A 25,001-nucleotide genomic window follows, 5' to 3' on the forward strand; every position below is an offset into this window, starting at 1 on the left:
AGGAACAGAATATAGAATTCAGAAAATAAGAAAAACGCATTAAAGACCATCTTTTATGCGTTTTTATATTATAAAATCATGGGTGTATAATCACAGCCATTTCTTCTTCTTAAAATAAATCAGAATAACAGCCACAGCGAATATCATCAGCCCGATTGAGAATGCATACCCGAATTCCCAGCTCAGTTCCGGCATATCGCCAAAGTTCATCCCGTATATACTGGCAATAAGCGTAGGCGGCATAAATATAACGGAAATCACGGTAAACATCTTGATAATCTTGTTCTGCTCGATGTTAACAAACCCGAGGAAAGTATCCTGTAAATAATCCAGACGGTCGAAACTGAAACGGATATGTTCGAGCAGGGAATTTATATCTTTAATAAGAATGGTAATCCTGCCATGCAGTTCCTTTGGCATCAGTTCACTTTTCAACATACTGGATACAGCACGCTGTTTGTCTATAATATTCTCACGCAGCATCATTGTCTTTTCCTGAAGGTTCTTGATCTCCATCAAAAGCTCTTCATCGGCTTCCTGAATACTGATACTATTACTGAGGGTTGTGATCTCCTGTGTCATATCCTCCACCATATCTGCGTCTATCTCTACCCGTGTCTCCAGTATGGCCACAAATACATGATAACCTGTCGGATAAGTCTTCGGATTGGCCGATATTTTCTTTATTGTTTCATGGAAAGAAGTCAGGTCTTCGCCACGTACCGTTATCAGTATATTATTTTTTAGAATAAACGAAACAGGTTCCCGTTCAAAATTGCTCAACAGGAAGTTAGAATTGACTACCAAGGAGTCTGCTGTCTCCATATAACGGGACGACATCTCGATTTCGACCATTTCTTCCTCTTCCTGTATATAGATTTTCAGGTAGTCTTCCAGTTCGTTCTCTATTTCTTCATCTACATTGTTCAGGTCGATCCAAAGGAAGTTTTTAATGGGTGTAGTCTTCAGGAATTCAATGCTACGGCTCATTCTTATAGCATTGTCTTTATGGTAAAATAATTTTACTTCCGACATGAGCGCTTTCTTTTAAAGGGTGTGTACTCTATTTCCTCTCGTCTTGTCTCCCGGGCAGAAAAGCGGCAACAATATTTGTCAGCTTTTCGAAATCTGCAACCGAGAGCCTTTCGGGTCGCTCATTGAAAATCGGATCTGTATAAGCATCACAATCTTTTCCGAGCAATGGCTTCATTGAGTTCCTCAATGTTTTACGACGTTGATTAAATCCTGTTTTCACAACTGTTTTGAATAATTTTTCATCACAGTCCAAACTCTGGCGTTTATTCCTGACAAGTTTTACCACCGCCGACTTCACCTTCGGAGGAGGGTCGAACACCTTCTCACTGACCGTGAAAAGATATTCAATATCGTACCATGCCTGAAGCAGTACACTTAATATACCGTATGTCTTCCCGCCGGGTTTGGCGGCAATACGTTCGGCGACTTCTTTCTGAAGCATTCCCGAACAACATGGTATATGGTTTTTATAATCGAGTACTTTAAAAAATATCTGGGAAGAAATGTTATATGGATAGTTACCAATTACACAAAACTGGTTATCGTATATTTTTAACAAGTCCAGTTTAAGAAAATCATCTTCAATAATATGTCCTCGTAAGGCCGGATAGTGCTCGTTAAGGTATGGGACCGAATCGCGATCCAGTTCCACTACAGTAAGCTCCCTTTTCTTTTCTATCAGAAATTGGGTAAGCACTCCCATTCCCGGACCCACTTCGATAACAGGCACATCAGGAAAATCGTCCAATGTATCTGCAATACGACGGGCGATATCCAAATCCTTCAAAAAGTGCTGTCCTAAGAATTTCTTTGCTTTAACTACTGCCATGCTTAACAATTATGATTATCTTTGCAGGCGCAAAGGTAGTGTTTTATTACTAAAAATTTGCTTATAAGTAAAAGAAGGTGTCTTATGCAACATTATTTTAATTATAACTTACTATTGTTGTTTTAGATATGAAAGTAATAGATAGGTCTGCGACCTTATTTCTACTATTGTATAAAGATAATACAATTTTACAATACGAATGGAAGAATCGACAGAAGTAACGACCCCTAAGAAAAAATCATTACTCAATACTTTCGTAAAGATAGTACTGCCTTTACTGCTGGGCATTGCCATCGTTTATTACCTTATCAGTAAAATAGACCCTGCCGAATTGTGGATTGTCCTCAAAAATGCCAATTGGCTAATTCTTCTGTCCTCTCTTATATTTGGTTTATCAGGTAATATAATAAGAGGCTACCGCTGGGAATTATTTATTCAGCCACTTGGATATACACCCAAATTATCAACCCTTATATACGCTATTCTCGGAGGATATGCCGTAAACTTCGCTATACCCAGAGCCGGGGAAATCTGGAAATGCGGTATGGTGGCTAAAGAAGAAAAGATTCCGTTCACTAAGCTATTCGGAACCATGATACTCGACCGTATATTCGATATGATAACAGTTATTGTCATTTGCCTTGCTGCATTCCTGATAAACATGCAGTTTTTTATCACTCAACTGGAACAAAGCAAATCGACTCTCGACATCATTCTGATGATTATAAAATCACCTGTTCTATATATAGCACTTGTTGCGGCGGTTATAACAACATATATAGTATTCAAGTTCTTCAAAGAAAATATAATTGTTAAGAAGGTTAAAAGTTTTCTTTCCAACATGGCCAATGATATGAAAACGATCTGGCAGATGAAGACCAAAGGACGTCTGCTGATATGCTCTATTGCCATCTGGACCTCTTATTTCTTCTACTTTTATATTACGTTTTACGCCTTTGACTTTACTGCAAACCTGGGTGTCACAGCCGGACTGATAACATTTGCTTTGAGCAGCCTCAGCATGGTCATACCGTCTAATGGAGGATTGGGTCCATGGCAGATAGCGGTTGTTGCAGGTCTGATGCTATATGGAGTCAGCGAATTAAATGCCACCGCCTTCGCCACCGGCGTCTTTGCCCTGCAATCCATTATATGGGTAATCCTATGCGGATTATTCGGAATAGCCGCTTTGGCTTTGAAGAAACAGAAATAGAATATAATTAAAAAACAGAAAACCTATGCTTGCCATTCTTCTTTGCTGGTTGTGTATTTCAGTAACATTTCTTTCTTTAGGTGATTTTTTTATTCTCGTCTACAACAAAATCTGCAATAAAAACGAAAAATATTCGATTACCGATACACTCTTTTTAGGAATGGCTTTTATAACCATCCCCCTATCCGTATCTTCTTTCTGGCTTCCTGCAAACCATTACATCCTGCTTTCTTTATTCATCTTCAGTATTTTGTATTGGGGGATAAGACATAAACATTTTATGTATTGTATAAGAAGAATAAGGAAGCACATCAGCAGTCTTTTCATATACCAATCAGTGGTTATAGTATTAGCAATGCTCTCCATAGCATTTTTTGCTGTTTGGCTGGGCGAACAGTGGATGTCTTATGATACATTCTACTATCATCAGGCGGCAATCAGGTGGAATGAAGAATACGCCATAGTTCCGGGTTTGGGAAATGTGGAAGAACGTTTCGGCTTTAATTCCAACTATATGCTGATCTCTGCAGTCTATACCCTTCGTTTTATTTTCGGAGAACCTATATACGGCTTTCAATCATTTATGTGCGCGGCGGTTATGGCATGGATACTGATAGAGACATTCAAATCCGGCTTTGAAATAAAAAGGGTTATTATTTTACTTTTATATACAGCATTTATCCTTATCGACAGGCACACTCTAAGTGTTACTTCTACAGACATAATACCCAACCTGACCATTATCTATCTGGCTATAAAGACGGTACTATATCCTCATTTAGTAAAAAGAAAACTGTTATTTTATGCAGCAGTCCCTGTCGCACTAATTACATTCAAACTATCGGGCGCACTGATCGCATTATCCACCATCATTATATTTTTCGCCCTTTTAAAGCATAAAAATTACAGGACTGCGACCTTTGTATTTTCAATTGCCTTTATTATTATGGGGTTATGGCTTACCAGAAATGTTATCATCTCAGGCTACCTTGTCCATCCGTTATATCAGATAGATCTGTTCTCTTTTGACTGGAAAGTTCCGGCCGATATACTTATAAAGGAAACGAATCATATTTCAGGCCATGCCCGAAACGATTATATGAATCAGATTGTTGAAGATTTTTCAGCTTTCAGAACGTGGAAAGAATACTCCTGGCATATACCCTTATTTGCACTCAGCCTGGCATCCATAATATTTATCTCTTCTAAAATTATAAAAAAACGCAAGGAATTAAATCCTGTCTATATTTACATGTCATGCATATTAGCTGTCAATATCATTTATTGGCTCTTAACAGCACCTTCGATCCGCTTTGGATACGGATATGTATTCTCCCTGTTTTTTCTGGCTGTAATACTTTTATTCTTCCAAAAGAAACAGGACAATACAAAATTAAATACTTTGCTGTTGGCTGTTGAATCTAAAAGCGGAAAAAGATACACGTCTTTCAATCTATGCAAATATGTATCCATCTTTTTGTTCGGGTTCATATTTATACATTCCTATAAACATGTATCCGATTACAGACCATTCTTGCGCAAATATTGCGATTATAGTAAATCTCAATCCAACATGAGAGTATTTTATGCCCCATATTCGACTAATCATCAAATCACAGAAACAAGTAAGAGGATGAATATAAGCGACATACCATTCGAGCCATACAAAATAAACAATAATATAACTATATATATTGCGACTGAAGAAAGAGGATTTATATACGATATAGTACCTGCAACAAGTAATGTGGAACGAGGCGCCCAAAACTATCACAACCTTGAAGCCCGAGGTACTTCCATACAAGACGGATTCAGATCGAAAGCAAGAAAAACAGAATAACTGTTATTACGTCAATCAATCTTTAATAGCCAGGTGTTACTTTATTTGTACAATTTTATCTATATAACTAGAGCCGGGAGCCTTTGGTTGTCAGCTTGTAGTTCTTTGAAGTATTGATTGTCGAATTTGAGAATTAGCATATTAGCAAATGAATGAAAAGGTGTTACCTTTGTTACCTTTTCAAAGTAGTAAGTTTTAAGTAATGAGTAATAAGTACTAAGTTGAAAGTTATATGAGATACGAGTAGACAAGGTACAAGTAGAAGTGTTGTTCACTGATGACTGTTCTCTGACGAGATGCTTCACTCTGTTCAGCATGACAAGCTAATTATTAATTTTTCATTATTCATTCTTAATTGCTTTCCCTGTTACCTTTGTTACCTTTTTTATAATGACGGACAATATTATAATCCCAGCAGATCGCATTATATATAATAAGAGGAACGACAAAACAGATTGTAAGTAATGCATCCGGAAATAATCTAAAAATATCTGTTATGCTGATTATCCGCACTGATATTTTCCTATCTTTGTTACTATTCGTAAATTTTAAAACATAATCGTATGTCGAAAGAAATACTTAAACTAAAACCGCAACAATTGTGGAAGCACTTCTACGATTTGACTCAAATCCCCCGCCCTACAGGGCAGATGAAAGAGGTTACTAAATTTGTCATCGACTTTGGTAAATCGCTCGGGCTGGACGTTAAGCAAGACAAGACAGGTAATATATTGATTACCAAACCTGCAACAAAAGGTATGGAAAAAGCCCCTGTGGTAATCCTCCAATCCCATCTGGACATGGTTCCTCAGAAAAATTCTGATGTAAAACATGATTTCACTAAAGACCCTATAGAAACTGTAATAGACGGAAACAAAGTAAAAGCCAAGTCAACCACTTTAGGTTCTGACAACGGTATAGGGGCGGCTGCTATGATGGCTGTACTGGAAGACAAAAAACTAAAGCATGGAAAAATCGAGGCTTTATTTACTGTCGACGAAGAAGTAGGCATGGTAGGTGCTATAGGTTTGAAGAAAGGGTTTCTTTCAGGTAGCATCTTACTAAACCTAGACACAGAAGAAATAGGAGAACTGTGTGTTGGTTGTGCCGGAGGTGCAGATGTGAATGCAGACTGGGAATTCAAAGATGCAAAAGTACCGAAAGGTGATATAGCCTATAGAATCACATTAAAAGGACTCAGAGGAGGTCACTCCGGAACGGAAATACATCTGGGCAGAGCCAACGCCAACAAACTTATGTTCTACTTCCTGAAAGAAGCCGTGAGCAGTTATGAAGTACGTCTTTCGGCAATTGATGGAGGTTCGTTGCGTAATGCGATCCCTCGCGAAGCCGTTGCCATAGTGACACTTCCCGAAGAGGACGAAAAAGACTTCCTGAAGCTTGTGAAATCGTATGAAAAGATATTCAAGGAAGAGTACAAGGCCGTAGAGCAAAACTTATCCTTCAAAGCAGCCAAAGCAGACTTACCCAAGACGCTCATACCTGAAGAAATACAGGATAGCTTGATTAATGCTGTAGTTGGTTGTCAAAATGGTGTAATCAGTATGCTTACCGATTTTGAAGGCATCGTGGAAACGTCTACCAATCTTGCATCCATCAAATCCGGACCGGGACATATTGCAGCAAAGATGCTAGCCCGCAGTTCTTCGGAAACCCGCAAAGATGAGATTTGCTCAAGCCTGGAAAGCGTATTTGCTCTTGCAGGTGCGAAAGTTTCCATCGAAAACGGTTATCCGGGATGGCAGCCTAATGCTCAATCGGATACACTGAATATGATGGCTAAACTATACGAAACCATGTATAAGGACAAAGCGCATGTAGTGGTTGTACACGCCGGACTGGAATGTGGTATCATCCTGGGTAGCACTCCGGGACTGGACATCGTATCCTTTGGGCCTACAATTCTGAACGCCCACTCTCCTGACGAGTTTGTAGAAATAGATACAGTGTCTAAATTCTACGATTATCTGGTAAAAACACTGGAGAATATTAAATAGAATAATCATATATAAAAAAAGGCGAATATCTACAGATTTCGCCTTTTTATACTCTTGCCGACCCGGGCTTTATTCCGGCTTCGTCCTGTACTTGGCCAATATAGCAAGAACATCATCGTTTAATTCTCCAAAAATAGAAACGCCGCATGCTCCATTTTCCAGTGCATATTTTATCCCTTCTTCCAGTTCGCTGTTATTTTTGAAATCCGGTAAAAACAAGCCTGCATACAGAGGGAAACGCCCGTCGATACCGCGTATGCCCTGTTTCGTAGCATCCCCTATCCATGGCACTTCTTCTTTATAAAACCCATGATAGATCATCGGATAAACCGCATCCAGAGGCCAATTCGTCCAGTCCTGACGGACAAGGCGCTTTGCGACATCAGGAGTAGGAAAAACAGCTGCGGTAAGCGGTTTGTTATATGCTTTAGCGACGTCTCCTATCTTATTAACAATGCCTGTGACCGCGTCATACCTGAAAGTACGCCACGAAAGGCTTTCCTGCGGGTATTGAATGCTATCCAGGTCTTTGTGGTACTCTTCTTTAAACTTCGCCTTACATAAACTGCAATAACAGTAATCGTATTCCGGCAGTTCCTCCGTTTGCACAATTCCATAGACCTGCCATAAATTAACAGCCAGTACCACATCACTGAATCGGACATAATCCATATGGATGCCATCCACATAATCCTTCGCTAATGCATTTTTCACATCAGCCACCAGAAAATCAGCCACCTCGGGGCGAGAAGGACACATCCACCGGTAATAATCCACATATGGCGGATGGTCGGCACAGGATTCTCCCTTTCTGTTTACAGCCGCCCATTCAGGATGTGATTTCAGGGCATCGCTCCTATTCATTATCCACATCCACCGGTGCGCTTCGAGACCTTGTTTTTTTGCCACACGGTAATGCTTCTCGCTATCGGCTTCAAAGAATATGCCTGCGATTCCGGCGTCATGGTATTTCTTATACTTCACCGCTAATTCTTCCTCTGTATCTTTCTCCTGAGGATTGATCCACACCCAGTGTTTATAGGTAGAATCACATTTTACCCTTTCCTTTTTCGATGAGTCGCAACTTAAGAAAAAAGACAAGAGGCACAGGAGCGCGAACAAATATGCTACAGGTTGGCTTCTCATTTATACTTCTGTTTTAGTTTATACATTAAAAAGGCTTATATCATAGAAAGCATTATTTAAGCAACTTACGTAATTCCTCAACTCCCTCCGATGCTCCTTTCTTTATAAAATGAATATCTTGCTGATATACCTTTACTTCATTCGGGTCTATCAGATAAACGGGAGTGTCGCGGCGAATATAATTCAACAATCCGGCAGCAGGATACACATTCAGAGAAGTACCTATTACCACGAGGACATCGGCAGTTTGGACTACTTCTATGGCTTTTTCTATCATTGGTACAGCCTCTCCGAACCAGACAATATGTGGCCGGAGCTGTGAACCTTTCTCACATTTATCGCCCACTTTAATCTCTGCGTTTTCGGGAGTAAGGGTATAGATAATAGAAGGATCGGCCGTAGAGCGTACCTTATCCAGTTCGCCATGCAGATGTATCACATTGGTACTGCCCGCCCGTTCATGAAGACTATCCACATTTTGAGTGATTATCGACACTTTATACTCTTTTTCCATTTCGGCCAGACCTATATGCCCCTTATTGGGCTTAGCTTCAAAAGCCGCTTTCCGCCTTGCATTATAGAAATCAAGAACAAGTTGCGGGTTACGCCTGAATCCTTCCGGAGTAGCTACATCTTCTATCGAATGCTGCTCCCACAATCCTCCGGAATCCCTGAATGTGGAAATACCACTCTCTGCACTCATTCCGGCACCTGATAAAACAACAATATGCTTCATAAATATTAAAAAAATGTAAGTATAACATACAAATATAGTTTTTTCGCCTATAAACTTTATCAATGTATCGTGAAAAGAATTACTTTTGTTGGCAAATAAAAAATAAACAATTAATATTTGTTATCAGATATCTATCATTCTGATTTACAATATTAATTAAAAATAAAAATACATATGGATAAAATCAGTTACGCTCTGGGATTAAGTATTGGTAATAACTTCTTAAGTTCCGGTATCAAAAAAGTAGATTTTGAAGCTTTCTTGAAAGGAATGCAGGATGTAATAAACGAAGCTCCGCTTGCCATGTCATATGATGAAGCAAAGGAAGTAATGAACGATTATTTCACCAAACTGCAGGGAGAAAGACTTGAAGTAAACCTAAAAGCCGGAGAAGAGTTTTTAGCAATCAACAAAAACAGACCGGGTGTTGTAACTCTGCCAAGTGGTCTTCAATACGAAATACTGAACGAAGGAAACGGCCCTAAACCAAAAGCAACAGACCAGGTAAAGTGCCACTATCACGGGACACTTATCGATGGTACTGTATTCGATAGTTCGGTAGAACGCGGACAACCTGCCACATTCGGTGTGAATCAGGTGATTCCAGGTTGGGTAGAAGCCCTTCAATTAATGCCCGTAGGTTCAAAATGGAAACTATTCATTCCATCTAACCTTGCTTATGGAAAAGCAGGAGCAGGACAATCTATCGAACCTAACTCTACCCTGATATTTGAAGTAGAAATTTTAGATATTGTTTAATAATAATTATTTAGTTAAAACATGAAAAAAATTCAAGTTGTTGCCCTTGGTGCTTTCGTAGCCGTAGGAGCGTTGTTTACATCTTGTGGAGGAAGCGTTTCGTCAGATGCTTCATTGAAAACCGAAAACGATACTATTTCTTATGCTTTTGGAGCAAGCCTTTATGACCAAGGTCTTTCTATGCACTTACAACAGTTAGGTGTGGTTAGCGATACTACTGGTCTGAGTGCTTTTTACAAAAGACAAATTGAAGCAGAGCAAGATTCTTTCAAAAAAGATTCATTACAAAAAGTAATGAAACACAAGCTTGACTCTACTCTAAAAGTAAACGAAAGAAATATAGCAGAATTCCTGAAAGGGCTGAAAGAAAGCATCGATGCTCCTGATTCTAAATCTGCATATTATGCCGGTATTTCTGTAGGAGGACAAATCTCGAAACAAATGTTCCCTAATTTGATCAATCAAATGTACGGACCGGACTCGAAAGAAAAAATCAATTCCAGCGCTTTCATAGCTGCGATGGCTACTGCAATGAAAAAAGGTAAATTTGCCGTAAACGATCCGGCTTCTCTTTTTCAGGTAAAAATGCAGGAAGTACAGGCCAAAGCTCAGGCTAGACAAGAAGAAGAGTTGAAGAAACAATATACTCCTCAGATAGAAGCAGGTCAAAAGTTCCTTGACGAAAACAAAGCTAAAGAAGGTGTTGTTACTCTTCCTGACGGACTTCAATACAAAATAGTAAAAGAAGGTACAGGCGCAAAACCAACAGCTACTGATGTAGTAAAAGTACACTATCACGGTACTCTTCTCGATGGCACTGTATTTGACAGTTCTGTAGACAGAAAAGAACCGGCTACATTTAATGTAAGCGCTGTTATCAAAGGATGGACCGAAGTACTTCAATTGATGCCTGTAGGATCTAAATGGACTGTTTATGTCCCTTATGACCTGGCTTATGGCGCACAGGACAGAGGAACTATCAAACCTTTCTCTACTTTGATCTTCGATATCGAATTATTGGATATTGAAAAGAAATAAGTCAAAAAGTAAGATTTAGATACTATTTTGGTACATCCAATGTAAATTTTCGAGCAAAAAGCCTTGTTTTTATAAAAAATATCCTATATTTGGATTAAAATAACGATAAAACGCTCATATTATGCAGAAAATTGACAAACTTGATAAGAAGATACTGGAGATTATATCTCAGAATGCGAGGATTCCATTCAAAGATGTTGCTCTTGAGTGTGGTGTCTCCCGTGCTGCCATTCATCAGCGTGTACAACGCATGATCGAGATGGATGTGATAGTAGGTTCCGGTTATTTTGTAAATCCAAAAGTATTGGGATATAATACATGTACATATATCGGGGTAAAACTGGAAAGAGGCTCCATGTACAAGACTGTGATCCCTGAACTGGACAAGATTCCTGAAATCGTCGAATCCCATTTCACGACAGGACCATACACTATCCTTATCAAATTGTATGCCCGCGATAACGAGCATCTGATGGATTTGTTGAATAATAAGATACAGGACATACCTGGTGTTGTAGCTACCGAGACTATGATTTCTCTTAGTCAGGGAGTTAAGCGTCAGATACCAATATCTAAATCGGAATAAGATATAACTCATTCTTAATATAAAAGGATAGTCATTTTTGGCTATCCTTTTTCTTTACGGATATCTTTACTTATAATAACATAAATATGTAATGTAAAAGGAGCAAAACCCGTAATTTTTTAATATTTTTGCATCACGTTCAATATGGAATAGGTCTATGACCTTACTTAATTTGTTTACATGGAGAAAAAAAGCTTTGTTTCGAAACTTCTGACCAACATTTACGTTAAGAATATATTGTTGATGATTGCCGCCGGATTCGTACTGGTAATTATCGTATTATTCTTTTTGAGCATATATACCAAACACGACGAATCCGTTGTTGTGCCTGCAGTAAAAGGCTTACAAGTAGAAGATGCGGAAGGAATACTCAAAGCTGCAAACCTTCAATATGAAGTTGTGGATTCTATTTTTACAACAGGAGGTGTTCCCGGAGCCATTACAGAACAAACACCCAAAGAGCAATCGAAAGTAAAAGAAGGACGTACTATCTTCCTTACCATTCAGGCCAAAGGAATTCAGATGGTGGCTATACCCGAACTAAAAGATTATTCGCGTCGTCAGGCTGAAGCCCAACTAAATTCGCTCGGATTTGACAAGATTATCATAGATGAAGTCCCGTCGGCATATGCCGGCATCGTCATCTCAGTTTCATATAAAGGACAAACACTGTCTCCAAATCAAAAGATACCGAAAGGCTCTACACTGAGAATGACTGTGGGCGCCGGAGGAGAGGTTTTCGAAGACAGCATTCCCGATGCGGATACTAATATAGATGAATCTTTCTTTCAATAATGATGAACGATTCTTTTGACAACATAGAAGACCTTCCGGAAGATGAATTAACCGAAGGACAGGAAGATTCGGGCCTATACGAACATTACCGGTTTGTAGCCGACAAGGGACAGGGTATGATACGCATCGACAAATATCTGGCAATGCATATCGTGGGTGTATCCCGCAACAGAATACAGCAAGCTGCAGAAGCAAATTGTATTCTGGTAAACGATAATCCTGTAAAATCAAACTATAAGATAAAACCGCTCGACGTTATATCCGTAGTGATGAACCGTCCGCCACGCGAACTGGAAATTATCCCGGAAGATATACCACTGGATGTAGTTTATGAAGATGATGACCTGATGGTTATAAATAAACCGCCGGGACTGGTCGTACACCCGGGATTCGGGAATTATCAGGGAACCCTTGTAAATGCTGTAGCTTACCTACTGAAAGACACTCCCGAATATGACGCCAATGACCCACGTTTGGGGATTGTCCACCGCATCGACAAAGACACCTCAGGACTGATTGTAGTGGCAAAAAATGCTTATGCGAAAGCACATCTATCCGCTCAGTTTTTCAACAAAACCACAAAGCGCCAATATGTAGCGCTCGTTTGGGGTGCGATCGAAGAGGATGAAGGACGTATAGAAGGCAATATTGGCCGCGATCTGAAAGACCGTATGTTAATGACCGTTTTCAAAGACGGGGAACACGGTAAATCCGCTGTTACACACTACAAGGTACTTGAACGCCTTGGTTATGTAACATTGGTACAATGCCGTCTAGAAACAGGACGCACTCATCAGATACGTGTGCATATGAAATACATAGGCCATACTTTGTTCAACGACGAACGGTACGGAGGCAACGAGGTACTGAAAGGAACTCATTTTGCAAAATACAAGCAGTTCGTTCAGAATTGCTTCAATATATGTCCGCGCCAAGCGCTACATGCGCAAACACTGGGTTTCATACAACCACGTACAGGAAAAGAACTTATGTTCGAAGCACCTATACCGGATGATATGAGCCAACTGCTCGAAAAATGGCGGGGATACATAGCCAACAGGGAAATATAAGAAGGAACTGAAAAGGATTTATAAACATAACTATCAGTTATTGTTTTACATATAAAAGTAATAAATAGGTCTGTGACCTTAATCATCAAGTTTAATTGACCAATGAAACGAAACATCGCCATAGTATGGGGAGGATATTCTTCCGAAATAGTAGTATCGGAAAAAAGTATGTCCGGCGTTTATTCCTTTTTGGATAAAGAAAAATACAATATTCACAAAGTTAGAATCGTTAGAGAAAGCTGGACTGTCGATGCAGATGGTGTGACATATCCTGTCGATAAAAATGATTTCAGCTTTACATATCCGGAAAAGGGCGTGAATATAAAATTTGACTTCGCTTTCATTATTATACATGGTACACCGGGCGAAGATGGCCGCTTGCAAGGCTACTTCGATATGCTCAATATCCCCTATTCTACGTGCGGCATGATGGCTTCTTCTCTGACCATGAACAAATTTGTCTGCAATAATTTTCTTAAAAACTTTGGGATAAGAGTAGCAGATTCGTTATATTTGAATAAAGATACGAGATGCAGCATAGATGACATCGCTGCAAAACTGGGATTTCCTATGTTTGTAAAGCCAAACACAGGAGGTTCGAGTTTTGCTACAACGAAAGTGAAATCGATAGAACAACTGCAAAAAGCTATAGACATTGCATTCGGCGAAACACCCGAAGTAATTATCGAGAGCTTTATCAGTGGACAGGAAGTCACCTGCGGCTGTTATAAAATAAAGGGTAAAGAAGTGGTCTTTCCTATTACTGAGGTAGTCACTCCTAATGAGTTTTTTAACTATGAAGCTAAATATGAGGGTCAGGTAGAGGAAATTACTCCTGCCCGTATACCGGACGAAATGACAAACGAGATACAGCGATTAACTCGCAGAATATATGATATGGTAGGAGCCAAAGGTATTATCAGGGTAGATTTTATCATCTCCGACAATATGCCGTACTTACTGGAAGTAAATACCGTTCCCGGCATGACACAGACCAGTTTTATTCCTCAGCAGGTAGCTGCAGCAGGATTAAATATAACTGATGTGCTGACGGAAATTATAGAAAACGAATTTAACGCGAATTGAATTTTAGGTCACAGACCTTTTTATCGCTTTGTTAAGTATAAATACAATGAGCAGTTATAACTATAGAATATATCATTAATACTTACGATTACCTACGGTTATGAGTAATAAATTTGACGACATAGCACCTCTATACGACCATGAGGTGGAACAAGCCATTCAGGATATACTGGTAGATCCCGGGTTTCAGCATGCTGTAAAATATATAATACCTAATATAGACTGGGATGAATTTTCGGCCGAAATGCTGAGATATAAATCCAAAGAACAGTTTCAGGCAGAGATGATATATCCGGTGGTAACGATGCTGGGTATGAAAGTAGCAACCAGTATCAAAGGCGATAAATGGGAAACCATCGACAAATCGGTACAACACCTCTTTTTATCCAACCATAGGGATATTGTACTGGATGCCGGATTGTTGAATATACTCCGCCATAAGGAAGGATTCAAAACGACAGAAATCGCCATTGGCGACAATCTGCTTATCCATCCCTGGATAGATAAGTTGGTGAGACTCAATAAGAGCTTTATAGTAAGACGAGGCCTTTCTATAAAAGAGAGACTAATCGCATCTAAGCACCTGTCTGAATATATACATCATGTAATATCATCGAAAGGTGAATCGGTATGGATCGCGCAGCGTGAAGGCCGGGCTAAAAATTCAGATGACAGAACGCAGGACAGCCTGCTGAAAATGTTGGCATTGTATCCGGAAGATAAACCGTTCATCGAAAGCCTGAAAGAACTGAATCTTATACCACTTTCCATCTCATATGAATATGACCCGTGTGATTATCTGAAAGCCAAAGAATTTCAACAAAAACGCGATGATCCTGATTTTAAGAAATCTCAACGCGACGATCTTCTGAACATGGAAATCGGCATACTGGGACAGAAAGGAAATGTGATATTCCGCTTCGGAAATTGTATCAATCCCGAACTGGATAAGATTACAGAGCCGGACAAACGTTTACAGCCTGAACTGGCTGCCAAAATCATAGATAAGGAAATACACTCCAACTATGAAATATTCCCATGTAATTATATGGCCTATGACATGTTTTACAAAGTAAGCAAGTTCAATGACAAGTATACATCCGAGCAACTGGAAAGCTTTAAATCTTATCTGGATAAGCAAATACAGAAAATAGATCTCGATTATATCGACTATGACTTTGTGTGGGATAAGATGCTGGAAATGTACTCTAATACATTAAAAAATCATCTGGAAGCCATACAATCGTAAAACGAAATAGAGTCTTCTCGTTCTTTGAGTTTTCAAATATATTCCTATATTTGCAGCATACGAATGACTCAAACTATGAAAAAACTAATACTCTATACTATTTGTTTCATGCTCTCTGCCGTATGTTTCTCTCAAGTTGTCAAATCGGGTGAGAGCTTCATTAACGTTCCCGTTATTGAAGGAAAAGTCACATTTTTAAAAGAGATTCCATCCAATAAAGATATTTCCACAGAAGCCAACTATAAGATACTGAAAGAGTGGGCTATCATTAATTATGGTAAAGACCCTTTTATCTCAAGTGTACGCCACGATACGAAGAATAATGAGTTCATTGCCAAATCGAGGATAGAACTACTTCTGCCTGCCAACTCGAAAGGTGTCCGCGAAAAAATGGTTATGAGGTACCGTATAAACGGATTCCTGTTTCAGGACAAATGCGTACTGGAAGTGACTGACATATCTTATTTATATGAAAACCAGGCGAATGACAAACTACTGCCCCGTGTAATACGGGCGGAAGACTTTATTACTGACAACGCCCTCGAACTTAATGATAATATACAGGAATTCAGAGTAAATACACGCAAGAGTACACTTTATTTCCTGAATGAAATTTCAAAAGATTTCGAAGGGAAATTCGGTCACTAAGGTCTCGGCGCTAAGCAGGATTTTTTTAACTGCTAAAATTCAAGTTTCAGCTGTTTTTCCGTAAGATTAAATGTAAGCCGGTGATAAGGAGTTACCCCATACGTCTTTATAGCAAGGCGGTGTTTCTTTGTAGGGTAGCCCTTATTATGATCCCAGTCATACAGAGGATACTCCCCATGCAGTTTCTCCATATAATCGTCCCTGTACGTCTTGGCAAGAACAGATGCTGCTGCGATAGGCAATAACTTACCATCACCCTTCACCACACATGTGTGGGGTATATCTTCATATTTCTTAAACCTGTTGCCGTCGATCAATAAATGCTGTGGCCTGATCTTCAATGAAGCTACAGCCCGCTGCATAGCCAGAAAAGACGCGTTGAGTATATTTATCTTATCTATCTCTTTATGATCCACAATTCCTACAGCCCAGGCTAAAGCCCTCTCCTCGATAAGAGGACGCAGGTTATATCGTTCTTTTTCGGTCAGTTGTTTAGAATCATTTAGTTTCTCACATTCAAAATCTTTCGGCAGTATCACAGCAGCAGCAAATACAGGCCCTGCCAGACAGCCTCGCCCGGCTTCGTCGCATCCGGCTTCGATCTGATCCGGATATAGTGATAATTGTAGCATAGTTTTATATTTTTAGATTCCTTTCATTAAAAAGTAATCTGCACATTATTATCGTCAGGAGGAAAGTCTATCTGCAAATCTTCCATATCCATAGGGGTTTCCATTGCTTTGGATAAACTGAGCATCGATTGTTTCAATTTCTCATCCGGCTTTTCATCTCCGTACAGATGTAATATAAATATCCGGGACAACACGTCTGCGAATTGCTTCGACACATCATCAGGTAAATTAAAACCCATCCCTTTCAGCTTTTGGACAGCTAATTTGTTAGATAAAGACTGCATACGTTGCTCATCCTCCTCTGCCAATGCCGGATTATCCGGTAACGAAGTTACATTTTTTGTTTTTATATCCATCCCTTTTTCACTCAATTCTATAAAGCGATAAGAAAAGGGATAGCCTGATAATGTCCCAGTCTCAATATCATATATCGTATTTCCTTTATCAGAGGTAAAAGCCGATATATCATTGGAATGAAAATGCCCCGTAAAAACAGCCTTCATTCCCTTATCTGCAAAAAGATTTGCAAAACGTGTCCACTCATCTACCAGATAATCTTTGAAGAACATAGACTGGTATACGATATGTTCTGTCAGTCCCCAGTGCATCATACCTATTACAGTTACATTCTGCAACCTGGCTTCATCCAAAACTTCAATAAGCCACTTTTCGGTATCAGAAGAGATCTTTCCGCCCGAAATACTCCGGGTCGTATATTCTTTATACCTTGCCGCATCTATAGCCACAAGCCAGGTATGAGCATCAAGTAGAGCCACATAGCTCAACGACGCCGTATCTCTCAGTAAAGCGTTATTGTATCCGCATGAAGCATAAATATCCGTGAATTCTTTGGGAGTTACATTCGGTACAGGCAGAGTCTTATTCCCTTTATACTCTACTGCATTAGGCATATTTATATCGTGGTTGCCGGGAATAACGAATACTTTTACCCCCTTATCCTGTAAGGGTTTCAATTTATTTACAAAATCGAGATGGCTCTGCTTTTCGCCGTCTTTTGTCATATCACCACTTACCAGCAATACTTGTATATCGCTATGCAGATAATCATCCAATACTTTATCCAGTACTGCAGGAACATCTTTTATATTTTTCCCGCTCACCTGTATATAATCCTGTAATGCATAACCATCATCCATCAGTTTCTCCGAAAGGTAGTGCGTATCAGTTATCACACCTATCCTTATCGGTTCGCCGGCGAATATTGAAGTTATAAAAAAGAGAAATAATATATATGGTAAAATCTGTTTCATCGGTATTTTTTTAACTATAACAAAAGTAAAGTATTTATGCAAACAGGGCAAACATGTAATAAGTTTTAGGAAAGTTTATCTATATAATTAGAGCCGGTAGCTAAAGACTATTAGCTATAGTTCTTTGAAAGAATGAACAGCCCCCTAAATCCCCCAAGGGGGACTTACAGAGAGGGTAGAAGTAATAAGTGAAAAAGTGTAACCTTTGTTACCTTTTCAACAAGTAATGAGTCTTAAACAATAAGCAATAAGTTGAAAAACTGTATTTCTGTTAACTGCTAACCGTTGACTGTTAACTGAAACATGTGTTACCTTTGTTACTTTTTTAATAAATAGCTGATTTGAACTCAAATTTTATATAATCATGCGTTTACTTTACTTTATATAAAAGACATCTTAGTTATTATTCCTACTTTTGTAAGTACATATTAACGATTATTACTTCTGATATATTTTTCCTTATGAAAAAAACTATTTCTTTATCGGTTTTTGTATTCCTATGTGTGAGTTTTATCTACGCGCAGGATTTAGTAGTGGGTAGCTATAATATCCGTTACAACAATCAGGGCGATGCGGAGAAAGGCAACGGATGGCAACGCCGCTGTCCTGTAATCACAAAACTGATCTCGTTCAACGATTTCGACATTCTGGGCACGCAAGAAGTGCTTCATAATCAGCTGGAGGATCTACAACGTGAATTACCTCAGTACGGATATGTAGGAGTTGGCCGTGACGATGGGAAAACCGCAGGAGAATATGCTCCTATATTTTACAAAAAAGACAGGTTTGAACTGCTGAAATCAGGGCATTTCTGGATGGCCGAACAAACAGACTTTCCGAATAAAGGCTGGGATGCAGCTCTGCCGCGTATCTGTACATGGGCTCAATTTAAAGACAGGAAAAAGAAGAAAAAAATATGGTTCTTCAATCTGCACATGGATCATGTAGGCGTAGAAGCCCGCAGGCACAGCGCCCAACTGGTACTGAAAAAGATAGAGGAAATGTGCGGTAAAGATGCTGTTATACTGACAGGCGACTTCAATGTGGATCAAACCCACGAAAGTTATAAACTATTGGCGAATTCGAATATCCTGTTCGATTCGTATGAGAAAGCCGGAGTTCGTTACGCGCTGAATGGAACATTTAATGCATTCAAGCCTAATCTGATGACTAACAGCCGTATCGACCATATATTCGTAAGCGGCAAATTTGAAGTTGATCGCTATGGTGTACTCACTGATACATACCGTGTTCCGGTTGAAAACAGCAAAGAGCTGCATGTCGGGGATTTTCCGAAAGAAGTATTCTCTACTGAAGCCGAAACCCGTTTGCCATCAGACCATTATCCGGTGAAAGTTTATTTACACTATAAAAAATAAATACATATTTTAAACAAACTCCATGAATAAAAATAAAGCCCTCCATCTGCTCCTTATAGTTGCAGTTCTATCTATACTGTCCTCCTGTAAAACCCAGCAACAACGTGTTACATTTACCGACATAGCCCATCCTAAGAGAGAATTCCGTGGCGCATGGCTAAGTACAGCCTGGCAGACAAGGTACAGGACAATGACAGTATCACAGTTGAAAACATACTTCATAAAAACACTGGATGAACTTCATGCCGAAGGTATCAATGCCGTTATTTTCCAGGCACGTCCTTATGCTGATGCATTCTATAAATCGGAACTGGAACCTTGGAGCGCTTTTCTTACCGGAACACAAGGAGTAGCTCCCGAAGGAGGATTCGACCCTCTGGCATTCCTTGTGGAAGAATGCCACAAACGCAATATGGAACTGCATGCCTGGCTCAATCCTTACCGTGTATCGGCCAGCGAAAATGATATCTTCGCAAAAAGCCATATATATCATAAACATCCTGAACGATTTCTAAAATACGGGGGTAAAATCTATTTCGACCCGGGCATCCCCGCCAACCGTAAATTTATCTGCGATGTGGTAAAAGATATTGTAATGCGTTACGAAGTAGATGCTATACATATGGACGATTACTTCTATCCTTACCCTATTGCCGGAGAAGGATTCCCTGATAACAACAGCTTTAATACATATGCAAAACAACAGGGCTTCTCTCAGAATCAACTGACCGACTGGCGGCGCAACAATGTGAATTTGCTGATACAGGAGATAAAACATACCCTAATGACTTCAAAACCGTGGGTAAGGTTCGGAATCAGCCCGTTTGGTATTTACCGCAATAAGAAAAGTACCACTGACGGTTCTGGAAGCGATACTAATGGGCTACAAAATTATGATGACCTGTATGCCGATGTTAAGCTATGGGTAAAAAATGGCTGGATAGATTACAATATGCCTCAGGTATATTGGGAGATAGGGCACAAAGCCGCCGATTATAAAACCCTGATCAAATGGTGGGCGTTCAATAATTACGACCAGCATCTTTATATCGGTCAGGATGTAAAACGGACAATGGATGCTAATACACAGCCATCGGGTGATAATCAGCTGAATGAAAAGATGGTGTTATCGCGTAGTTTTACAACTGTACATGGCAACTGTTTCTGGCCGGCATACGAATTATTGGATAACTATAAGGGTATTGCTACCCAATTGAAAAATAATTATCACAAATACCCTGCCCTTATTCCGGCATATAAGCATATGCACAACAAAAGCCCTAAGAAGGTGAATAAGGTGGAGGAATCCTATACAGCGACCTCCCATACATTGAGTTGGAAAAGCAATTCGGACAAATACGATCCCGAGACAGCGCAATACTATGTGGTTTACCGTTTTGCAAAAGGAGAGAAAGAGAACCTGGATAATCCTCAGTATATTGTGGCCATAACACGGGATAGCAGCCTTGTGTTGCCCTACGAAGGTGGTAAGAAGGAATATAAATATGTAGTCACCGCAGTAGATGCTTTCCACAACGAATCGAAAGGGAAGTCGAAAAAGATAAAACTATAAGCCGATAAGCAAACGATGATAAAGAAAGAGTTTACAATGATAGCCAAAACGATGGCAGGCCTTGAAGATGTTCTGGCCGAAGAGCTTACCGGACTTGGCGCAAACAATCTGGAAATAGGTAAACGTATGGTTTCCTTCGAAGGAGATCTGGCAATGCTCTATAAAGCAAATATACACTGCCGGACAGCCTTACGCATACTTCGTCCCGTATTTGAGTTCAAAGCCAAGAACACGGATGAAATATACAAGAGGGTAAAGGCAATGAACTGGTATGAACACCTGACGGAAGACAGCACTTTTGCCATCGACGCCATCACTTTTTCCGACTATTTCACCCACTCTAAGTTTGTTGCCTATCGTGTAAAGGATGCTATTGCCGACTACTTTATGCAAAAAACAGGTAAACGCCCGTCTGTGGACACAAAGAATCCCGACCTGCTGATCAATTTTCACGTCGCGCATGACAAATGTACTTTGTCATTCGACAGTTCGGGCGAATCATTGCATAAAAGAGGATACCGTGTAGCCCAGACAGAAGCACCTCTGAACGAAGTGCTGGCAGCAGGAATGATACTTAAAACAGGATGGCGGGGCGAATCCGACTTTGTGGATCCGATGTGCGGTTCAGGGACACTGCTTATCGAAGCTGCTATGATAGCCATGAATGTACCTCCGGGTATATACCGGAAGAATTTTGCTTTCGAAAAGTGGAAGAATTTCAATGCAGACCTTTTCGAGACCATATACAACGATGATAGCGGAGAACGTGAATTTAATTATAAAATTTATGGGTCGGATATTTCTGCGGAAGCTATCGACATAGCCGCAAAAAATGTTAAGGGCGCAGGCTTGGAACGTCATATCAATCTCGAGATGAAGCCTTTCGAAAAATACACACAGGCACCTGCCGAAAAAGGAATATTGGTTACTAATCCACCCTATGGAGAGCGTATAAAACCGGAAGACCTGAGTGGTTTGTATGAAATGATAGGGGAGCGCCTCAAACATGTATTTATGGGATATTCGGCATGGGTACTCAGTTATAAGAAAGAATGCTTCGATAAAATAGGACTTAAACCATCTAAGAAAATACAGCTTGTTAATGGTTCATTGCAATGCGAGTTCCGCAGATATGATATTTTTGCAGGAAAGAAGTACGATCCGAAGAGAAAAGACGATGAGTAGGACAGGAAGTCTAACGAAATAAAGAATACGGATATGAAAGCACTCTTTACATCATTATTAGCCGGCACATTAATTGCGGGCTTGTCATCATGCAGCCCTTCACTGCCTATTGAACGTAGAAATTCTGACAATAATCAGACATACAAGGTCGATTATCTTTTCGAACATGAAGGTTGTAAAGTATATCGCTTCAATGATAATGGCAACTATGTGTACTTTACTAACTGTACGGGAGATGTCACAGCTATTTCGACTGATTCGACCAAAACCAGAGTAGAGACTATTGTAAAAAGTAACTTATTGAAATAGGCTCTATATAAGATCGGATGTATCAAGACTTACATTATCTTCAAGGTCTATCATGGCATTGATTATGTATAGCCTTGAATACTCTTTTATATCCTCTGCTTTGATCTCTTTCTCTTGTATAACGCCCTGCTCTAGCAATAGCCGGCGTTTAGTTCCCGCCAGCAGATAAGAAGCAGGTGTGTATAGGCCCGAATCATTTCTGAACACGACATTACTGAATGATGTGTCGGTTATGCAACCATTCTTTACAATTAAAATATCATCACAATCGTATTTTTGGGAGAGAAGATTATCTATATTGTGCCTGTCCGCATATTTAAAAGAGTAGTCGATACTATCATCAACAACCAATTTAAGTTTTCGGATTATTCTGAACTTATAATATTGATATTCAAGGCCCATCACATGGTCTGAATATATTATACGGCATTTTACTATTCCGTTCCTGTATTCGGGTGGAATATCGCCTTCCGATAAGTCAACTGAAGTCGGTTTTGCGAAAAAGGTCTTTGACGTACGAAAAATACGTTCCTGATGAAAAGGCAGGTTGTAGAACTTACCGTCCAGTATTTTTAATGCTTCGGTAAAAACAGGTTGTCTCATATTATTGGTAAATAGATCTTACTTAGTACCTCTTTATATTCGCTCTCACAATCACTATAGGCAGTTATACCTCCCCCACTCCGGAAATAGTACCGGCCATCGAACTCTTCTATGAAACGTATCATTACCGCCGTATCGAGTTCTTTACCGTCATAGTAGCCGAATATTCCGGTATAGTATCCACGGGGGTCGCTCTCAGCCTCTCTGATAATATCCAAGGTTGCCGGTTTTGGTGCGCCTGATATAGACCCGGCGGGAAGCATCCCGAAAATGATATCACCTAAGTTATCAGCATTATTATCCTGCAACCGTCCTGTGATTTCGGAGCTAACCTGTAAGATGTCAGTCTTGTTAGTCTTTATCCGGTCTATATACCTGAATCTGCTGACTTTTACATTATCGGCTACAATACTCAGGTCGTTGCGCAACAGGTCTACTATCGTATTGTGTTCCGCCGTTTCTTTATAGTCGTTCAGGATTATCCGCGCGGCGTCGGGAATAGAGGCATCTATCGTCCCTTTCATCGGGTTGGTAGATATAATCCTACCCGATATTTTCACAAACCGTTCAGGTGAAAAACAGACGAAACGTCCGGGCAATAGCAGTTTATAAAGAGCATCACTATATGCAAAAATATCTGGGAATGATAGATTGGTAGATATTGGTGTCTTTATAGTCAGATTAGTCAGATAAGAATAACCTTTTAATAAACCTTGGTGGACAATATCGAATTTCGCTTTATAGACACCATAAGTAAGAGGGTTCATACTAAATTGTATATCGTTTTCAATTGCTTTTTTTACAGGAGAATTACCCTGCCCTCTTACATCGAATAATATCTCTGTCTGCGCGAGAGGATTCTGTAAAATAAAGCCTTCGGTCAGGTCAAAGTTAACAGCAAAGAGAAATGGCCGTTTCTCTTTACCATACACATTCATTTTGTGCTGTATATCATTGATTTTTTTTGTAAACATTTATCTATGAACAAAAAACAAGAAAACGGCTCTTCGCCACTCCCTTGTCTCCTGTTATTTCTTTTTCGATTGAATTAATCATCGTCTTCGTCACAGTCTCTCCGCCTTTTCTTTTTCTTTCCCGAGAAAATAGACTTTATCTTTTTGACAACAAAACGCAGCAGCATCGGTTGCACGATTTCCCATACAATAGGATAATATGCCATCAGACTACCCAGCAAGCCACTGTGTGCTACACCTCCAGCATCTTCGGTATCTTTAGATTTCTCTTTGGGCCCGAATCCGAATTGGCGAAGTATCGTATTCATCGCGCTCTGAAAAAGGAGAGGGCCTGCGTTATCGGAAAGGTACGTCCAGTGTTCACCCAGACGCTCTTCACTCTCAGCGCACTCACGCCTTGCTATTGCTTTTTCCTGACGGAGTTCTTCTAATGGTGTTAATTTATTTCTCATCATTATCCTCCATTCCTCTGAAAAAGTTTATAGTAGCATTCAGGATAGATTCTTTTATCTTTCTCCTGAACAGAAAAACTACGAATAAGACGAATAAAGAAAACAGGGCCATAATACCGAATCCGGCTGCCAGGCTACTTAGAAGTTCTCCTATAAAAAATGCCAGCCCGATGAGCAGGAAGAACATGAGTACAGCGATAATAGACAGAACTATTAAGCCATATCCTACTGCAGAAGCCGAGATACTCAACTTCTCAAAAGCATCCAGCTTAAACAGCCGAATTCTTTTGTTGATATAGCTTAATAGTTCTAATTTGATTTCTTCAACCAGAGTATTTAAGCTTTTGTCTGTTTTCTGGTCATTCAACATCGTTTCTCAACTCATCTATTTTTTCCCGGCCTCTGCCTGCTGCATGTTTTACATTGCCTTTTACTTTATCTACAAGGCTGTTTATATCTTTTAACCATTCTTCTTTCTTATCAGAAGCTGCAACATAGCCTACAGCAGCACCTAATGCCGCACCTATGGCTAAAAATAATAAATTAGAGCCAGTTTTATTCATAATTCTTTAAAT

At 39.7% G+C, this 25,001-nt stretch carries 25 protein-coding genes and 1 pseudogene; 15 read left to right on the top strand and 11 right to left on the bottom strand.

Annotation, left to right across the window (positions count from 1 at the left end):
* Window positions 1-90: 90 nt before the first annotated feature.
* A complete protein-coding gene (gene corA, locus IR083_RS13245) occupies window positions 91-1,035 on the bottom strand; it encodes a magnesium/cobalt transporter CorA (RefSeq protein WP_006799731.1) in 945 nt (314 codons plus the stop codon).
* Between the two features lie 28 nt (window positions 1,036-1,063).
* Window positions 1,064-1,864 (bottom strand): 16S rRNA (adenine(1518)-N(6)/adenine(1519)-N(6))-dimethyltransferase RsmA, encoded by an 801-nt coding sequence (rsmA, locus tag IR083_RS13250; RefSeq protein WP_194224673.1) that lies wholly within the window; start codon window positions 1,862-1,864, stop codon window positions 1,064-1,066.
* Between the two features lie 199 nt (window positions 1,865-2,063).
* On the opposite strand from rsmA, the gene IR083_RS13255 reads away from it, so the two are divergent.
* From IR083_RS13255 to IR083_RS13265, 3 genes are all read left to right on the top strand, one after another.
* A complete protein-coding gene (locus IR083_RS13255) occupies window positions 2,064-3,077 on the top strand; it encodes a lysylphosphatidylglycerol synthase transmembrane domain-containing protein (RefSeq protein WP_194224674.1) in 1,014 nt (337 codons plus the stop codon).
* Window positions 3,078-3,102: 25 nt separating this feature from the next.
* Window positions 3,103-4,917: an LIC_10190 family membrane protein gene (locus IR083_RS13260; RefSeq protein WP_194224675.1), complete on the top strand. Its 1,815-nt coding sequence runs from the start codon at window positions 3,103-3,105 to the stop codon at window positions 4,915-4,917.
* A gap of 563 nt (window positions 4,918-5,480) precedes the next feature.
* A complete protein-coding gene (locus IR083_RS13265) occupies window positions 5,481-6,935 on the top strand; it encodes an aminoacyl-histidine dipeptidase (RefSeq protein WP_194224676.1) in 1,455 nt (484 codons plus the stop codon).
* Between the two features lie 69 nt (window positions 6,936-7,004).
* Here IR083_RS13265 and IR083_RS13270 read toward each other — a convergent pair whose 3' ends face one another.
* Together IR083_RS13270 and IR083_RS13275 are read right to left on the bottom strand one after the other, a co-directional pair.
* On the bottom strand, window positions 7,005-8,081 hold the full coding sequence (locus tag IR083_RS13270; RefSeq protein WP_194224677.1) for a family 10 glycosylhydrolase: 1,077 nt from the start codon (window positions 8,079-8,081) through the stop codon (window positions 7,005-7,007).
* 52 nt (window positions 8,082-8,133) lie between these two features.
* Window positions 8,134-8,817: an SIR2 family NAD-dependent protein deacylase gene (locus IR083_RS13275; RefSeq protein WP_006799737.1), complete on the bottom strand. Its 684-nt coding sequence runs from the start codon at window positions 8,815-8,817 to the stop codon at window positions 8,134-8,136.
* A 174-nt stretch (window positions 8,818-8,991) separates the two neighbouring features.
* Here IR083_RS13275 and IR083_RS13280 point away from each other — a divergent pair, with 174 nt between their 5' ends.
* From IR083_RS13280 to IR083_RS13315, 8 genes are all read left to right on the top strand, one after another.
* Window positions 8,992-9,576, top strand: a complete 585-nt coding sequence (locus IR083_RS13280; RefSeq protein WP_006799738.1) for an FKBP-type peptidyl-prolyl cis-trans isomerase — start codon at window positions 8,992-8,994, stop codon at window positions 9,574-9,576.
* 21 nt (window positions 9,577-9,597) lie between these two features.
* Window positions 9,598-10,614, top strand: coding sequence for an FKBP-type peptidyl-prolyl cis-trans isomerase (locus tag IR083_RS13285; protein WP_194224678.1), 1,017 nt, complete (start codon window positions 9,598-9,600; stop codon window positions 10,612-10,614).
* 121 nt (window positions 10,615-10,735) lie between these two features.
* Window positions 10,736-11,200, top strand: coding sequence for an Lrp/AsnC family transcriptional regulator (locus IR083_RS13290; protein ID WP_006799740.1), 465 nt, complete (start codon window positions 10,736-10,738; stop codon window positions 11,198-11,200).
* A gap of 180 nt (window positions 11,201-11,380) precedes the next feature.
* Window positions 11,381-11,995, top strand: coding sequence for a PASTA domain-containing protein (locus tag IR083_RS13295; protein ID WP_194224679.1), 615 nt, complete (start codon window positions 11,381-11,383; stop codon window positions 11,993-11,995).
* A 2-nt stretch (window positions 11,996-11,997) separates the two neighbouring features.
* On the top strand, window positions 11,998-13,065 hold the full coding sequence (locus IR083_RS13300; RefSeq protein ID WP_194225020.1) for an RluA family pseudouridine synthase: 1,068 nt from the start codon (window positions 11,998-12,000) through the stop codon (window positions 13,063-13,065).
* A gap of 102 nt (window positions 13,066-13,167) precedes the next feature.
* The gene (locus IR083_RS13305; RefSeq protein WP_194224680.1) at window positions 13,168-14,151 is read left to right on the top strand and encodes a D-alanine--D-alanine ligase; all 984 of its coding nucleotides are present in this window, start codon (window positions 13,168-13,170) and stop codon (window positions 14,149-14,151) included.
* A 100-nt stretch (window positions 14,152-14,251) separates the two neighbouring features.
* Window positions 14,252-15,400 carry a hypothetical protein gene (locus tag IR083_RS13310; protein ID WP_006799745.1) on the top strand — a complete coding sequence of 383 codons (1,149 nt, stop codon included), beginning with the start codon at window positions 14,252-14,254 and terminating at the stop codon, window positions 15,398-15,400.
* 75 nt (window positions 15,401-15,475) lie between these two features.
* Entirely contained in the window at window positions 15,476-16,048 is a 573-nt protein-coding gene (locus IR083_RS13315) for a hypothetical protein (protein ID WP_242052413.1), read from the top strand.
* A gap of 32 nt (window positions 16,049-16,080) precedes the next feature.
* On the opposite strand, the gene IR083_RS13320 is transcribed toward IR083_RS13315, so the two are convergent.
* Both IR083_RS13320 and IR083_RS13325 read right to left on the bottom strand, forming a co-directional pair.
* Complete coding sequence (locus tag IR083_RS13320) at window positions 16,081-16,680, bottom strand: ribonuclease HII (protein ID WP_194224682.1); 600 nt, start codon at window positions 16,678-16,680, stop codon at window positions 16,081-16,083.
* Window positions 16,681-16,706: 26 nt separating this feature from the next.
* Complete coding sequence (locus IR083_RS13325; protein WP_006799748.1) at window positions 16,707-17,951, bottom strand: metallophosphoesterase family protein; 1,245 nt, start codon at window positions 17,949-17,951, stop codon at window positions 16,707-16,709.
* Window positions 17,952-18,412: 461 nt separating this feature from the next.
* On the opposite strand from IR083_RS13325, the gene IR083_RS13330 reads away from it, so the two are divergent.
* From IR083_RS13330 to IR083_RS13345, 4 genes and pseudogenes are all read left to right on the top strand, one after another.
* A complete protein-coding gene (locus IR083_RS13330; RefSeq protein ID WP_006799749.1) occupies window positions 18,413-19,330 on the top strand; it encodes an endonuclease/exonuclease/phosphatase family protein in 918 nt (305 codons plus the stop codon).
* Between the two features lie 22 nt (window positions 19,331-19,352).
* Window positions 19,353-20,903: a glycoside hydrolase family 10 protein gene (locus IR083_RS13335; RefSeq protein WP_006799750.1), complete on the top strand. Its 1,551-nt coding sequence runs from the start codon at window positions 19,353-19,355 to the stop codon at window positions 20,901-20,903.
* Between the two features lie 36 nt (window positions 20,904-20,939).
* Window positions 20,940-22,085 (top strand): annotated as a pseudogene (locus IR083_RS13340) (class I SAM-dependent RNA methyltransferase); the annotation flags it as partial.
* Between the two features lie 36 nt (window positions 22,086-22,121).
* Window positions 22,122-22,397, top strand: coding sequence for a DUF4884 domain-containing protein (locus IR083_RS13345; RefSeq protein WP_006799752.1), 276 nt, complete (start codon window positions 22,122-22,124; stop codon window positions 22,395-22,397).
* Window positions 22,398-22,400: 3 nt separating this feature from the next.
* Here the strand turns inward: IR083_RS13345 and IR083_RS13350 are convergent, their stop codons facing one another.
* The 5 genes from IR083_RS13350 to IR083_RS13370 all read right to left on the bottom strand — a co-directional run bounded on the left by IR083_RS13350 (window position 22,401) and on the right by IR083_RS13370 (window position 24,989).
* On the bottom strand, window positions 22,401-23,000 hold the full coding sequence (locus IR083_RS13350) for an aminotransferase class IV (RefSeq protein WP_006799753.1): 600 nt from the start codon (window positions 22,998-23,000) through the stop codon (window positions 22,401-22,403).
* On the bottom strand, window positions 22,997-23,974 hold the full coding sequence (locus IR083_RS13355) for an aminodeoxychorismate synthase component I (RefSeq protein WP_044215998.1): 978 nt from the start codon (window positions 23,972-23,974) through the stop codon (window positions 22,997-22,999). Before IR083_RS13355 ends, IR083_RS13350 begins: the two co-directional genes overlap by 4 nt.
* 74 nt (window positions 23,975-24,048) lie before the next feature.
* Complete coding sequence (locus IR083_RS13360) at window positions 24,049-24,429, bottom strand: hypothetical protein (RefSeq protein ID WP_006799755.1); 381 nt, start codon at window positions 24,427-24,429, stop codon at window positions 24,049-24,051.
* Entirely contained in the window at window positions 24,416-24,796 is a 381-nt protein-coding gene (locus tag IR083_RS13365; protein ID WP_006799756.1) for a phage holin family protein, read from the bottom strand. The genes IR083_RS13360 and IR083_RS13365 overlap by 14 nt, the downstream gene beginning before the upstream one ends.
* Window positions 24,786-24,989 (bottom strand): YtxH domain-containing protein, encoded by a 204-nt coding sequence (locus IR083_RS13370; protein ID WP_006799757.1) that lies wholly within the window; start codon window positions 24,987-24,989, stop codon window positions 24,786-24,788. Before IR083_RS13370 ends, IR083_RS13365 begins: the two co-directional genes overlap by 11 nt.
* Window positions 24,990-25,001 lie beyond the last annotated feature (12 nt).

The sequence above is a fragment of the Dysgonomonas sp. GY75 genome, from assembly GCF_015234155.1.
GTDB lineage: Bacteria > Bacteroidota > Bacteroidia > Bacteroidales > Dysgonomonadaceae > Dysgonomonas > Dysgonomonas gadei.

What these genes read in the sequence shown, in the direction of transcription:
- IR083_RS13325 (WP_006799748.1), bottom strand. Translation starts at nt 17,951, where the DNA reads ATGAAACAGATTTTACCATATATATTATTTCTCTTTTTTATAACTTCA.
- IR083_RS13295 (WP_194224679.1), top strand. Translation starts at nt 11,381, where the DNA reads ATGGAGAAAAAAAGCTTTGTTTCGAAACTTCTGACCAACATTTACGTT.
- IR083_RS13335 (WP_006799750.1), top strand. Translation starts at nt 19,353, where the DNA reads ATGAATAAAAATAAAGCCCTCCATCTGCTCCTTATAGTTGCAGTTCTA.
- IR083_RS13300 (WP_194225020.1), top strand. Translation starts at nt 11,998, where the DNA reads ATGAACGATTCTTTTGACAACATAGAAGACCTTCCGGAAGATGAATTA.
- IR083_RS13275 (WP_006799737.1), bottom strand. Translation starts at nt 8,817, where the DNA reads ATGAAGCATATTGTTGTTTTATCAGGTGCCGGAATGAGTGCAGAGAGT.
- IR083_RS13320 (WP_194224682.1), bottom strand. Translation starts at nt 16,680, where the DNA reads ATGCTACAATTATCACTATATCCGGATCAGATCGAAGCCGGATGCGAC.
- IR083_RS13350 (WP_006799753.1), bottom strand. Translation starts at nt 23,000, where the DNA reads ATGAGACAACCTGTTTTTACCGAAGCATTAAAAATACTGGACGGTAAG.
- IR083_RS13260 (WP_194224675.1), top strand. Translation starts at nt 3,103, where the DNA reads ATGCTTGCCATTCTTCTTTGCTGGTTGTGTATTTCAGTAACATTTCTT.
- corA (WP_006799731.1), bottom strand. Translation starts at nt 1,035, where the DNA reads ATGTCGGAAGTAAAATTATTTTACCATAAAGACAATGCTATAAGAATG.
- IR083_RS13255 (WP_194224674.1), top strand. Translation starts at nt 2,064, where the DNA reads ATGGAAGAATCGACAGAAGTAACGACCCCTAAGAAAAAATCATTACTC.
- IR083_RS13285 (WP_194224678.1), top strand. Translation starts at nt 9,598, where the DNA reads ATGAAAAAAATTCAAGTTGTTGCCCTTGGTGCTTTCGTAGCCGTAGGA.
- IR083_RS13330 (WP_006799749.1), top strand. Translation starts at nt 18,413, where the DNA reads ATGAAAAAAACTATTTCTTTATCGGTTTTTGTATTCCTATGTGTGAGT.
- IR083_RS13360 (WP_006799755.1), bottom strand. Translation starts at nt 24,429, where the DNA reads ATGATGAGAAATAAATTAACACCATTAGAAGAACTCCGTCAGGAAAAA.
- IR083_RS13310 (WP_006799745.1), top strand. Translation starts at nt 14,252, where the DNA reads ATGAGTAATAAATTTGACGACATAGCACCTCTATACGACCATGAGGTG.
- IR083_RS13290 (WP_006799740.1), top strand. Translation starts at nt 10,736, where the DNA reads ATGCAGAAAATTGACAAACTTGATAAGAAGATACTGGAGATTATATCT.
- IR083_RS13265 (WP_194224676.1), top strand. Translation starts at nt 5,481, where the DNA reads ATGTCGAAAGAAATACTTAAACTAAAACCGCAACAATTGTGGAAGCAC.
- IR083_RS13370 (WP_006799757.1), bottom strand. Translation starts at nt 24,989, where the DNA reads ATGAATAAAACTGGCTCTAATTTATTATTTTTAGCCATAGGTGCGGCA.
- IR083_RS13270 (WP_194224677.1), bottom strand. Translation starts at nt 8,081, where the DNA reads ATGAGAAGCCAACCTGTAGCATATTTGTTCGCGCTCCTGTGCCTCTTG.
- IR083_RS13315 (WP_242052413.1), top strand. Translation starts at nt 15,476, where the DNA reads ATGAAAAAACTAATACTCTATACTATTTGTTTCATGCTCTCTGCCGTA.
- rsmA (WP_194224673.1), bottom strand. Translation starts at nt 1,864, where the DNA reads ATGGCAGTAGTTAAAGCAAAGAAATTCTTAGGACAGCACTTTTTGAAG.
- IR083_RS13305 (WP_194224680.1), top strand. Translation starts at nt 13,168, where the DNA reads ATGAAACGAAACATCGCCATAGTATGGGGAGGATATTCTTCCGAAATA.
- IR083_RS13280 (WP_006799738.1), top strand. Translation starts at nt 8,992, where the DNA reads ATGGATAAAATCAGTTACGCTCTGGGATTAAGTATTGGTAATAACTTC.
- IR083_RS13365 (WP_006799756.1), bottom strand. Translation starts at nt 24,796, where the DNA reads ATGTTGAATGACCAGAAAACAGACAAAAGCTTAAATACTCTGGTTGAA.
- IR083_RS13355 (WP_044215998.1), bottom strand. Translation starts at nt 23,974, where the DNA reads ATGTTTACAAAAAAAATCAATGATATACAGCACAAAATGAATGTGTAT.
- IR083_RS13345 (WP_006799752.1), top strand. Translation starts at nt 22,122, where the DNA reads ATGAAAGCACTCTTTACATCATTATTAGCCGGCACATTAATTGCGGGC.